The organism is Neobacillus ginsengisoli (genome assembly GCF_030813055.1).
The window spans coordinates 572,231-585,336 of sequence record NZ_JAUSTW010000002.1 but is presented as its reverse complement, the minus strand read 5'-3'; the positions used below and the strand labels follow the sequence as shown (position 1 = coordinate 585,336).

The window sequence follows — 13,106 nt, the reverse complement described above, 5'->3', positions numbered from 1 at the left end:
TGCTTCCCATCCCCTTTGTTTTAATCTTGTTGTAACATTGGCATTTTAATGCCCTTCTCTTTTGCAGTTTTAATGGCAATATCATAACCTGCATCCGCATGTCGGACGACACCCATACCAGGGTCGGTTGTTAATACTCGCTGCAAACGAACTTCAGCATCTTTCGTACCATCAGCAACAATAACCATTCCGGAATGCTGTGAATAACCCATGCCTACTCCGCCGCCGTGGTGAAGTGAAATCCAGCTTGCACCGCCAACAGCATTGATCATCGCATTTAGAATCGGCCAGTCAGAAACTGCATCACTGCCGTCCTTCATTGCTTCGGTTTCACGGTTTGGAGAGGCAACGGAACCTGCATCTAAGTGGTCACGACCGATTACGATTGGAGCGGAAACTTCTCCAGAAGCAACCATGTCATTAATGACTTTACCGAAACGGGCACGGTCTCCGTATCCTAACCAGCAAATCCGAGCTGGAAGGCCTTGGAAAGCGATTCTTTCTTGAGCCATTTTCACCCATTTACAAAGGTGCTCATCATGTTTGAATTCACGAAGTAATGCTTCATCAATTTTACGGATATCTTCTGGATCTCCAGATAATGCTGCCCAGCGGAAAGGACCTTTTCCTTCACAGAATAATGGACGGATATACGCTGGAACGAAGCCAGGGAAATCAAATGCATTTTCAACGCCTTCATCCTTAGCCACCTGACGGATGTTGTTACCATAATCAAATGTTACTGCACCTTTTTGCTGCATTGTTAACATTGCTTTCACATGCATTGCCATGCTTTGCTTTGAAAGCTGTACGTATTTAGAAGGATATGCTTTTCTTAATTCCGCTGCTTCTTCTAAAGAAAAGCCTACTGGTACATATCCATTTAATGGGTCATGTGCCGATGTTTGGTCTGTTAATACATCAGGATTAAAGCCTTTTTCAGTCATTAAAGGTAAAATTTCTGCTGCGTTCCCTAATAAACCAATTGATAAGCCTTTTCCTTCTTTTTTCGCTTCAAATGCCAATTTAAGTGCTTCATCTAAATTGCCGGTTTTAACATCAAGGTATCTCGTCTCAATCCGTCGGTCGATTCTCGTTTCATCTACATCTATCGCAATACATACACCATCGTTCATGGTCACAGCTAATGGTTGTGCCCCGCCCATACCTCCAAGACCGGCAGTCAGAGTAATCGTGTGTTTTAATGACCCCTCAAATTCTTGACGCGCAAGCTCTGCAAAGGTTTCATATGTTCCTTGTACAATTCCTTGACTGCCGATATAGATCCAGCTGCCGGCTGTCATTTGTCCGTACATGATTAGCCCCTTTTTATCCAGCTCATGGAAATGCTCCCAGTTTGCCCATGCAGGAACGAGGTTTGAATTTGCAAGCAATACGCGCGGTGCGTCCTTATGAGATTTCCAAACTACCACTGGCTTACCGGATTGAATTAACAGAGTTTCATCTTCTTCTAATTCTAAAAGCGTTTTCACAATTGCGTCATAAGACTCCCAGTTTCGAGCCGCTTTTCCAATACCGCCGTAAACAACTAAATCTTCAGGTCTTTCTGCTACCTCTGCATCAAGATTATTCATCAACATCCGAAGTGCTGCCTCTTGTATCCAGCCCTTAGCATGTAATTCTGTGCCTTTATAATTTTCAATCACTCTTGGTTTTGAAGTCTTCGTTTCCATATTTTCCACTCCTTTTAAATACTTTGATTACTCTATTTGTATTATAGAATTGAAATCTTCTGATAAATACGAATCAAAGCATAGAAAATAGATAATATTTTTTGTTATGGACAGTATTATATAGATTGTCTTGATTTATATTTATAAAATTTTTATATAAATGATATTATTTTTAGATTCAAATGTTACTTTCATAGAAAAAAGACTCAGTTTTCAGACTGAGCCATTTCACCTTTCATCATATCAAGTTTATTCATGCGATATTCTCTTGGCGAAATACCGATTAACTCTTTAAACATACGGCTAAAGTAGTTCGAATTATGAAAACCAACCAGATACGAAATTTCTTTAATTGGTTTATTTGTTTCGATTAATAACCTTTTAGCCTCCTTCATCCTGATTCTGGCCAATACCTCAGTAAAACCTATGCCGGTTTTAGAAATAAGCAGATGACTAAAATACGAGGAATTTCGCTCTACATATTGGGCAACATTCTCCAGCTTAAGATCAGCATTTGAAAAATTTGCTTCCATAAAGGAAATTCCCCGCTCAATTGGGTCCTGCTTGAAATTTCTTGAACTAATCTCGGCGCCATTAAAGGTTTTCTGGATAAACAATATAAGATTTTGAACTGTTCGATATAAGACCTTATCGTATAAAATCGAATTGAAAATATAACGGTATTCGTTTTCAAAACTTATTTGTTCATCGAGGTTATAGGTCTTCATATACCTTCTAATTTGAGCAAGGATACTAGTCAGCCTGATTCGTATTAATCCAGGGTCAGGATAAGGATCCTGAAATTTTAAAAATTCATCGTAAAGCCATGTCTTTATTTTTTCTAAATCAAAATTTGTCAGCATATCAATCCATGCTCTTTGTTCTGGAGGAGCTAAGAAGGGATCAATATGCACCCAGTCCTGCGGGGAATCAAACTCAACCAGCTGACGGTATCCTTTATAATAAGTAAACTCGAGCATCCTTCTCGTTTGCATGTATTTTTGGTTTAGCGTCAAGGAAGATTTCCCGCTGAAGATAACAATTGCAAGAGGATCAGAAAATTCCTCCTCCCATTTTCGCATCGCTTTTTGGCATTGTTCTGTTATATGAAGACAGGATTCCTTGAACAATAGGACTACCATATCACTTAAAGCGAAAATACCGTGCTCGTCCTTAAACGGAAACTCAGATAAAAATGAATGGAGTAAATCATTCGTTTCGATACTTTCTGTTTGAAATGCTGCCAAATGATGGTAGTCTATAGAAACTGAATGGGCGATAAATAAAGATTCGTACGAAATATCTTTATAATGGTTGGGATGATTAGCACTATTTGAATTATTTTTTTTACCAAGTCTTTTCGAAACTTTTTGATAAGCCGATTTCACCTTTGTCGTTGAAAAAGGTTTAATCATAAGATCTAAGGCCTGCATGTCAATTGCCAGCCGTGCCCTTTCAAAGGTCGCTTCGGCACTCGTTAACAACAGAACAGGATCATAAATTTGCATCAGTTCCCGGAATGTTGACCATTCTTCCTTGCTGATCATATCAAGCTCCATAAGGACAATATCAGGTGTTTCCTTTTCAAACAAGACGATAAACTCTTGATAATTAGCAGCTAATAAAATGTTCGTAACAGGGAGAGAAGATGTTTTTAACAGCCATTTTAAGCCTTCTCGTTCGTTTAAATCGCGATCCGCAATCAGCCATTTTCCTTCCACTTTACTGTCCACCTTCTTTAAAAAGCCTCTTCATACAAATGATTATATCAAGAAAAAAGGTCGTTAGGCGAAAAAAGAGTGTCAGATTGCTCCGACACTCTTTAATAATCCTAAAATTTTGAACTCCACGCGGATGGATCCTTGCTCCATGAAAGCAGACTTTCCTGATCATTCACACTGATATATTCCTTTTTAACCGCCGCCTCTACTAAAGCGGGAAAATCAGTAAGGGATTCCGTTTTAATCTCTGCCTGACTTAGTAGTTCTTTCCCTTTTTCAAGCCCATATGTAAAGATGGACACGGCACCAAGTACTACACAACCTGCTTCCCTTAGTGCTTCCACAGCTGTAATCACACTGCCGCCGGTAGAAATTAAATCCTCAACGACCACTACCTTTTGACCCTCTTGGGCTTTACCTTCAATCTGATTTCCTTTGCCATGCCCTTTTGGCTTCGAACGTACATAACACATCGGTAAATCCAAAAGTTCACTGACCCAGGCAGCGTGAGGAATTCCCGCGGTCGCCGTACCGGCAATTACTTCAGCCTCAGGAAAATGCTCTGCAATGAGTTTTTGCAAGCCGGATGCAATCTCTCTTCTCACAGCAGGGTATGATAAGGTTAAGCGATTATCACAATAAATTGGAGACCGAAGTCCTGATGTCCAGGTAAACGGATCATTTGGCTTTAATGCTACGGCATTAATTTCTAAAAGTCTTTCGGCAATTGTCTGTTTCATAGTTGTACTCCCTTCCATGATTCCAACCATTGTTGGTAGCTTTTTAAAGGATCTGCTGCCCTTGTAATTGAACGTCCTACTACAATTGAGGTTACACCCGCATTTCTTGCAAATTCAGGTGTGGCCACGCGCTTTTGATCCCCAACAGAATCTGACTTCATACGTATTCCCGGGGTGACCGTATAAAAAGCAGGACCCAGTTTTTCCCTGATGGAAGCAGCTTCCCAAGCAGAACATACAACCCCGTCTAAGCCGGCTTCTTTCGTAAGCGATGCATAGTGTAAAACAGACTCTTTTAAAGAAACAGGAATAAGCTGTTCGTTATTCATTTGTTCCTCGGAAGTACTTGTTAGCTGAGTAACAGCGATGCAGGCAGGCCGTTTTCGTCCGGCATCCGTACCTGCCTCCAGGCCTTCTAATGCAGCCTGCATCATTTCTTTCCCGCCTGCTGCATGGACATTTACCAGATCACAGTCAAGCCGTGCAAGTCCCTTCATCGCACTTTTCACCGTGTTTGGTATATCATGAAGCTTTAAATCGAGAAAAATGCGATGCCCTGATTCTTTTAATAGATGAATAATCGAAGGACCCTCCCTGTAATAGAGCTCCATACCCACTTTTACAAAAAGTTGTCTGCCGCTAAAGGGCTTCAAAAAATGTCTGACTTCACTGCCATTAGCAAAATCAAGCGCGATGATAAGCGAGTTGTCCATGCTCCTTCCAGCTCCTTCCCCGGCATTCATTAATGTGATCAAAGCCTAATTTTTCTAATAAAACCGGTAACTCGTCAATTATAGTCCGACAAACGAATGGATCGACGAAATTCGCTGTTCCCACTGCTACTGCACTTGCACCGGCATAAAAAAATTCAATTGCATCTTCTGCTGACTCAATCCCGCCCATCCCGATAATTGGAATCGAAACCGCTTGGCTAACCTCATAGATCATTCGAATCGCAACCGGTTTTATCGCCGGGCCGGAAAGACCGCCGGTACCATTTGCTAAAATCGGCTTCCCAGTCTTTAAATCCAGCCTCATTCCAACCAGTGTGTTGATCATCGTTAGTCCGTCTGCACCGCCATCTTCAACAGCTTTTGCCATCTCTACGATATTGGTTACATTTGGTGATAGCTTCACATATACAGGAACCTCTGAAACTTCCTTTACCTTACGAGTTAATTGCTTTGCCACCTCCGGAATTGTTCCGAATGCAATGCCGCCTGTTTTTACATTTGGGCAGGATATATTTAATTCGAGTGCATGAATATTTGGTGCTTTGGAAATAGCTTTGGCAACTGCCGTATAATCCTCTTCTAACGAACCGGCAACATTGGCAATAATCGGAACATCATATTGCGCAAGCCATGGAAGCTCCACGCTAATGACTTTTTCAAGGCCAGGGTTTTGCAGCCCGATTGCATTTAGCATCCCTGCTGATGTTTCCGCCACCCGCGGTGTTGGATTCCCAAATCTAGGCTCAACAGTGGTTGCCTTAATCATAATCGCCCCAAGGGTGCTTAAATCATAAAATTGGCTGTACTCTCTACCGAAACCAAAACAACCGGAGGCAGGCATGATCGGATTTTTCAACTTTAAGCCAGGTAACTCGATATTTAATTTATTCATATCAATACCTCCCCTGAACGGAAAACAGGTCCATCGCTGCAAACTTTTTTATAGGAAACACCCGTTGGATCATCCGCACTTTTGCAAACACAAGCGAAACAAGCCCCGACTCCGCAGCCCATTCGCTCCTCTAACGATAGAAACACTTTCTTATCTGAAAACATTTGCTCGATTGCTCGGAGCATTGGTGTTGGTCCGCAAGTGTAGATACAATCAAAACGTAAATCTTTTATCACATCCGTGACAAACCCTTTTGACCCATATGAACCGTCAACGGTTGCAACGAATGTTTCCCCATTTTTCAAAAATTCATGTTCGTAAAATACGGCAGATTTCGTTTGAAAGCCTAATACGTGGATTACCTTAACCCCTCCCGCCGTCAATTGATTGGAAAGTTCATAAAGGGGTGGAACACCAATCCCCCCGCCAACAAGCAAGGCAGTTTCCCCTGCAGTGACTTCATCCACAGGAAAGCCATTTCCTAGAGGCCCAAGTATATCAAGTACCATTCCTTCGGTTAAATCTGCAAGCAGTGAAGTACCTTTTCCTTCCTTACGATAAATCATCGTAAATTGCCCGCTTTTTTTATTATAGGAAGAAATACTAATCGGTCTTCGTAAAAGCGGGTCTCTATTTGAGACCCGAATATGCACGAACTGACCCGGTTCGGTTATTTCATTCACTAATTTTGCTTCCACTGTAAGCTCAAAAATGTCTGCGGCGATTTCCCGCTGGCTGATGATTTTGCATAATTCCTTTTGTATCATGCAAAAACTGCCTCCTTTTCCTCTACTGCCATTGCTTCTGCTGAGAAGTTCATGGATTCAATTACTTTAAGAATTGCATTGGCTGTATCCAAAGAGGTTAAGCATGGAACGCCATTTTCTACTGCTTCACGGCGAATTCTAAATCCATCTCGTTCCGGCTGTTTTCCTTTTGTCAGCGTGTTAATAATAAACTGAGCTTCCCCATGATGAATGACATCTAATAGTGTTTGCCCTTCTGAGCCAATTTTTCCCACAACCTGTACAGGGAGCCCGGCAGACTCTAGGACATGAGCAGTACCGCCAGTTGCCATTAGACGATAGCCAATAGCAGAAAAACGTTTTGCCAGCTTTAATGCTTCCTGTTTATCTTTATCAGCGACCGTAAACAAGACAGTGCCAAATTTCTGGATGTGCATTCCGGATGCCACTAATCCTTTGTAAAGAGCTTTTTCAAGCGTAATATCCTTACCCATTACCTCACCGGTTGATTTCATTTCCGGTCCTAATGTAATATCAACATCTTTAAGCTTAGCAAAGGAGAAGACCGGAACCTTAACAAATACGCCTTCTTTTTCCGGTACAAGCCCTGGTGTATAGCCTTGATCAAGGATTGAAGCCCCTAAAATAGCTTTGGTCGCGATTTTTGCCATTGGAATGTTTGTTATTTTGCTCAAAAATGGAACTGTACGGCTTGAACGCGGGTTTACTTCAAGCACAAATACTTGATCCCCGGATATTACATATTGAATATTCAACAACCCAATAATATTTAACCCTTTTGCCATTTTTTCTGTGTATTCAACAAGTGTTTTCTTCACAGTATCAGATAAGGTTTGCGGTGGATATACAGCAATGGAATCACCAGAATGGACCCCTGCCCGCTCAATATGCTCCATAATTCCTGGGATCAGGACATTTTTACCATCACAAATGGCATCTACTTCAATTTCTTTCCCTGTTAAATAGCGGTCAATCAAGACTGGATGTTCAGGATTAATTTTTACTGCATTTTTCATATAATGAAGCAATTCTTCTTTACGGTAAACAATTTCCATCGCGCGGCCGCCAAGAACATAGGAAGGGCGAACAAGTACCGGATAGCCTATCTCTTCGGCAATGACAAGCGCTTCCTCAACCGATAAAGCTGTTTTACCAAGCGGCTGCGGAATGTTTAGCCGTTCGAGAGCCTGTTCGAATTTATCCCTGTTCTCAGCCCGGTCTAAATCCTCTAAGCTTGTTCCTAAAATTTTAACTCCATTTTTCTCAAGGCTAGCAGCCAGGTTTATCGCTGTTTGCCCGCCAAATTGAACCACGACCCCGATTGGATTTTCTAAATCAATGATACTCATGACATCCTCAATCGTTAGCGGTTCAAAGTATAACTTATCGGAAATACTGAAATCAGTTGATACAGTTTCAGGATTGTTATTAATAATAATCGCTTCATAACCTACTTCTTTAATTGCTTTTACTGAATGGACAGTTGCATAATCAAACTCAATGCCTTGACCAATCCGTATCGGACCTGACCCAAGAACGACAACGCTTTTTCTTTCAGTAACAATTGACTCATTTTCCTCTTCATATGTTCCGTAATAATAAGGTGTTTCAGATTCAAATTCTGACGCACAGGTATCCACCATTTTATAAACAGGAACAATTCCAGTATCCTTACGCATGTTGTATATTTCTGTTTCTTTACTACCCCACAGCTCCGCAATTTTATTATCAGTAAATCCCTTTTGCTTTGCTTCCAATAGAATTTCTTTATCGAAAGGATTCGCACTAAGCTTTGCTTCCAGCTCAATAATCCTTGCCATTTTCTTTAAGAAAAACAGGTCTATTTTACTCCATTGATGAATCGTTTCAATCGTTAATCCGCGTTTTAAGCCTTCAGCAATGTAAAACAACCGTTCATCTCCGGCTTTCTTTATACGTTTCTCAAGTAATTCATCATCAATTTCAGCTGCACCATTTAATTCGAAATGATAGACGCCAGCCTCAAGAGATCTGATGGCCTTTAACAGTGATTCTTCAAACGTACGTCCAATTGCCATGACTTCGCCTGTTGCTTTCATTTGCGTACCGAGTGAACGGTTTCCTGATTCAAATTTGTCAAACGGCCATCTTGGAATTTTCGTAACGATGTAGTCCAATGCCGGTTCAAAGCTAGCGTAGGTTTTACCCGTTACCGGGTTAAGCATTTCATCCAGCGTTAAACCAACAGCGATTTTCGCAGCAAGCTTGGCAATCGGATATCCGGTTGCTTTTGAGGCTAACGCCGAGGAACGGCTGACCCTTGGATTTACTTCGATAATATAGTAATTGAAGCTATATGGATCCAAGGCTAGCTGAACATTACAGCCCCCTTCTATTCCAAGAGCGCGGATAATCTTAAGCGATACATTTCTCAAAAGCTGATATTCTCTGTCACTTAATGTCTGACTTGGTGCGACTACAATCGAATCGCCGGTATGGACACCCACCGGATCAATGTTTTCCATGTTACATACCACAATCGCATTGTCATTGGCATCGCGCATTACTTCATATTCGATTTCCTTGAAGCCTGCAATACTTTTTTCAAGCAAGCATTGGTTAACGGGGCTATTCTTCAAGCCGCTAGTAACGATTTCCTCAAGTTCTTCTGGATTATGACAAATACCGCCGCCCGTTCCTCCAAGCGTATAGGCTGGACGGACAATGACAGGGAACCCTATTTTTTCAACAAAAGCTTTTGCTTCATCTAATTCATGGATTATTTCACTATCCGGTACAGGTTCGTTTAATTCATTCATTAAGCTGCGGAACAATTCGCGGTCCTCTGCCTGCTTAATAGCCGATAACTTGGTTCCAAGGATTTCAACACCGCACTCTTCCAAAACTCCGGACTTTGATAACTCAACGGCCAGATTAAGACCTGTTTGCCCGCCCAGTGTTGCGAGGAGGGCATCAGGGCGTTCTTTACGAATGATTCGACTAACGAATTCAACAGTTAATGGTTCAATATAAACTCTATCAGCAATTTCTGTATCCGTCATAATCGTTGCAGGATTAGAGTTTACAAGAATCACGCTATAGCCTTCCTCCCTGAGGGCTATACAAGCCTGTGCTCCGGCATAGTCAAATTCAGCTGCTTGCCCGATGACAATCGGTCCGGATCCGATTACTAAAATGGAGTTAATATCTGTACGTTTAGGCATGTGCTGTAACCTCCTGTTTATTCGCTTCCATCAATTCAAGAAACTGCTCAAATAATCCGTTTGCATCTTCCGGTCCCGGTGATGCTTCAGGATGATATTGAACGGTAAAGGCCGGATAGTCAAGATGCTTCAGCCCTTCTACTGTTCCATCATTCAAAGCGATATGCGTAATCGATAATCTTGTATTTTGGAGTGAGTCTGTTTCCACTGTAAAGCCATGATTTTGTGATGTAATCGCAATTTTTCCTGTTGCCAAATCCTTGACTGGATGATTGGAGCCGCGGTGTCCAAACTTCATTTTCGCCGTGTTGGCACCGCAGGCAAGAGCAAACAATTGATGACCGAGGCAAATACCGAATAACGGTACAATTCCCAAAATACCTTTGATCATATCAATCGCTTCCGGGACATCTTTTGGATCTCCGGGTCCGTTCGACAGCATTATTCCATCCGGACGTAATTGGAGAATTTCCTCGGCGGTTGTATGATAAGGAACTACAATCACATCACAATCACGTTTATTTAACTCACGTAAAATACCATGCTTCATACCAAAATCAACGAGGACCACTCTCTTCCCTCGGCCCGGGCTCGGATATGGATTTTTCGTCGATACCTGCCTCACTTGATCGATTGGGAGCGGTTTTTTACGTAATGAGCTTAGTACTTCATTCGCATCTTTTTCAATGCTGCAAATCGCACCCTTTAATGTGCCGAATTGACGGATAATTCTTGTTAATTTTCGTGTATCAATCCCAGCAATACCGGGAATTTTTTTCATATCAAAGTATTCGTCTAATGTAAATTCGCTTCTCCAGTTAGAAGGAAAGTCGCAAACCTCTTTTACAATGAAGCCTTTCACAGCCGGATTAATGGATTCAAAATCATCACGGTTTATCCCGTAGTTACCTATTAAGGGATAGGTAAGTGTAACAATTTGCCCACAATAAGATGGGTCTGAAAGAATTTCCTGATATCCAGTCATACCTGTGTTAAACACCACTTCACCTATTGTTTCAGTATCACTACCAAATCCTTCACCGATAAAGATCGTTCCGTCTTCTAAAATTAGCTGTCTTTTCATGCTGTTACACATCCTTTTTCCCAAACTATTTGCCCTTCTGCTATTGTCATCTCAGGCCAGCCCTGACATTCCCAGCCGCCAAATGGAGTGTTTGTACCTTTGGATAAAAATTCTTCCGGTTTAATCGTCCGATCCTCATTTAGGTTTAAAAGAACAATGTCTGCCGGTGCACCAATCTCAATTTTTCCATATGGAAGTCCAAAGACTTCAGATGGTTTCTTCGTTAAAAATTCGATTAATTGTTCAAGTGATAGGATATTTTTCATTACTAAATGTGTATATAACAGTGGGAAAGCTGTCTCTAAGCCGACAATTCCGAATGGTGCTAGTATCATTCCCTCACTTTTCTCCTCAGCTGTATGTGGAGCGTGGTCGGTTGCGATAAAATCAATCGTTCCGTCAAGAAGTCCTTCAATCAAGGCAGCTCGATCAGCAGCGGCTCGAAGAGGTGGATTCATCTTATAATTCGCATCAAGCCCTGGAATATCGTCTTCAGATAATAATAAATGATGTGGTGTAACTTCCGCAGTGACGTTAATACCTGCTCGTTTTGCATCTCTTACCACTCTGACAGATTCCTTTGTGCTGATATGGCAGACATGGTAATGGCAACCAGCGGCTTCAGCCAGTAAAATATCCCTGGCAATTTGGACGGATTCGCAAACCGAAGGAATTCCGTTCAATTCATGACTTTTTGAAAAAGCTCCTTCATGAACACAGCCTTTATTTATCAACGTATTTTCCTCACAGTGTGCAACAATTGCCATATTTACCTCAGCTGCTTTACGCATAGCAGCAAGCATCATTTCTGCTGATTGAACTCCAACACCGTCATCTGTAAAGGCGAATGCTCCGGCTTCTTTTAGTGCCTCAAAATCTGTCAATTCCTTACCAAGCTGCTTTGTTGTAATGGAGGCATATGGTAATACCCGTACTTTAGCTGTTTCTTGAATTCGCGTTTGAAGCCATTCCATTTGTGCTTTTGAATCAGGTACCGGCCGTGTATTTGGCATAGCTGCTACCGTTGTAAAACCACCCTTTGCAGCAGCAAGCGTACCTGTAGCAATTGTTTCTTTTTTCTCACCGCCTGGCTCACGCAAATGGACATGAAGATCGATAAATCCCGGTGAAACCAACATCCCGGCTGCATCCACTTTCCGTTCAACCGTTGTTTCAATGTTTTTTTCTATTTTTGTAATGATCCCATTTTCTATTAAAATATCGGATTGTTTAATTTTCCCATCAAATGCTATGTAGCTTGAGTTCTGAATAAGCAGCTTCATAATTATTTCCTCCTTTAAGACTTTCGAGTGACCTTTTTAAGGCAGCCATTCTGACAAATACTCCATTTTCCATTTGCTTAAATATTCTTGAGCGTCCGCACTCTACAAGGCTATCTGCAATTTCTACATTACGGTTAACTGGAGCTGGGTGCATGATAATACTCCCCGGTTTCATGAGCTTTTCCCTCTCTATTGTAAGTCCATATTGTTTATGATACTCATTTGCGGTGAAGTTACCCTTTTGTTGATGTCGCTCATGCTGTACACGGAGTAGCATCACAACATCAGATTCCCTAATTGCCTCATCAATGGGTCTAAATCTCGATAAACTTAAACTACGATTATCAAACCAATCTTCCGGTCCTGAATAAATAACTTCTGCTCCCAGCCTTGTCAGTACATCTGCATTCGAGCGTGCCACCCTGCTATGACGGATGTCTCCAATAATCGCGATTTTTAAACCTGCAAAGCGGCCAAATTCTTGATAAATGGTCAAAAGATCTAGAAGAGATTGTGTTGGATGGTGGCCGCAGCCATCTCCTCCATTGATAATTGGGATATTAACCTTTCCTACTAACTCATCAAAGTATCGGTCTTGGTCGTGCCGGATAACGATTGCATTTACGCCAATTGATTCCAATGTTTTCACCGTATCGTAAAGCGTTTCTCCTTTTTGGACACTTGAGGTTAGTACTTCAAACGGGATGACCTCTAAGCCTAACCTTCTTTCAGCCACTTCAAAGCTGCTCTTTGTTCTTGTACTTGGTTCAAAAAACAAGTTGGCAGTAAACATTTGGCTTTCCGGCTTCCATTTCATCCCATCAGCAAATTTCCTTGCATCTGTTAAAATTTGATAAATCTCTTCAACCTTTAATTCGTTCGTGGTTAATAAGTGATTTAACATCCCATTTCCCGCCCTTCTTAATTGTCTAAAAAACACCCTGACCAATAGATCAGGGTGTAAACATTCATACTTAAGAATTAGGCA

The 13,106-nt window shown here is 41.5% G+C and carries 10 protein-coding genes; all 10 read right to left on the bottom strand.

What is annotated here, in order from left to right; all coding sequences use genetic code 11:
* Positions 1–20: 20 nt before the first annotated feature.
* Positions 21–1,694, bottom strand: coding sequence for a urocanate hydratase (gene hutU / locus J2S10_RS08390; protein ID WP_307406422.1), 1,674 nt, complete (start codon positions 1,692–1,694; stop codon positions 21–23).
* Positions 1,695–1,900: 206 nt separating this feature from the next.
* The gene (locus J2S10_RS08385; protein ID WP_307406421.1) at positions 1,901–3,415 is read right to left on the bottom strand and encodes a helix-turn-helix domain-containing protein; all 1,515 of its coding nucleotides are present in this window, start codon (positions 3,413–3,415) and stop codon (positions 1,901–1,903) included.
* 110 nt (positions 3,416–3,525) lie between these two features.
* Positions 3,526–4,155 carry an orotate phosphoribosyltransferase gene (gene pyrE / locus J2S10_RS08380; protein ID WP_307406419.1) on the bottom strand — a complete coding sequence of 210 codons (630 nt, stop codon included), beginning with the start codon at positions 4,153–4,155 and terminating at the stop codon, positions 3,526–3,528.
* Complete coding sequence (pyrF, locus tag J2S10_RS08375; protein WP_307406417.1) at positions 4,152–4,868, bottom strand: orotidine-5'-phosphate decarboxylase; 717 nt, start codon at positions 4,866–4,868, stop codon at positions 4,152–4,154. The genes pyrE and pyrF overlap by 4 nt, the downstream gene beginning before the upstream one ends.
* Complete coding sequence (locus tag J2S10_RS08370; RefSeq protein WP_307406415.1) at positions 4,840–5,781, bottom strand: dihydroorotate dehydrogenase; 942 nt, start codon at positions 5,779–5,781, stop codon at positions 4,840–4,842. The genes pyrF and J2S10_RS08370 overlap by 29 nt, the downstream gene beginning before the upstream one ends.
* On the bottom strand, positions 5,778–6,548 hold the full coding sequence (locus J2S10_RS08365; RefSeq protein ID WP_307406412.1) for a dihydroorotate dehydrogenase electron transfer subunit: 771 nt from the start codon (positions 6,546–6,548) through the stop codon (positions 5,778–5,780). The genes J2S10_RS08370 and J2S10_RS08365 overlap by 4 nt, the downstream gene beginning before the upstream one ends.
* Positions 6,545–9,751: a carbamoyl-phosphate synthase large subunit gene (carB, locus tag J2S10_RS08360; protein ID WP_307406409.1), complete on the bottom strand. Its 3,207-nt coding sequence runs from the start codon at positions 9,749–9,751 to the stop codon at positions 6,545–6,547. Before carB ends, J2S10_RS08365 begins: the two co-directional genes overlap by 4 nt.
* Positions 9,744–10,835: a carbamoyl phosphate synthase small subunit gene (locus J2S10_RS08355; protein WP_307406408.1), complete on the bottom strand. Its 1,092-nt coding sequence runs from the start codon at positions 10,833–10,835 to the stop codon at positions 9,744–9,746. The genes carB and J2S10_RS08355 overlap by 8 nt, the downstream gene beginning before the upstream one ends.
* On the bottom strand, positions 10,832–12,118 hold the full coding sequence (locus J2S10_RS08350) for a dihydroorotase (protein ID WP_307406407.1): 1,287 nt from the start codon (positions 12,116–12,118) through the stop codon (positions 10,832–10,834). The genes J2S10_RS08355 and J2S10_RS08350 overlap by 4 nt, the downstream gene beginning before the upstream one ends.
* Entirely contained in the window at positions 12,078–13,022 is a 945-nt protein-coding gene (locus tag J2S10_RS08345) for an aspartate carbamoyltransferase catalytic subunit (RefSeq protein ID WP_307406405.1), read from the bottom strand. Before J2S10_RS08345 ends, J2S10_RS08350 begins: the two co-directional genes overlap by 41 nt.
* Positions 13,023–13,106 lie beyond the last annotated feature (84 nt).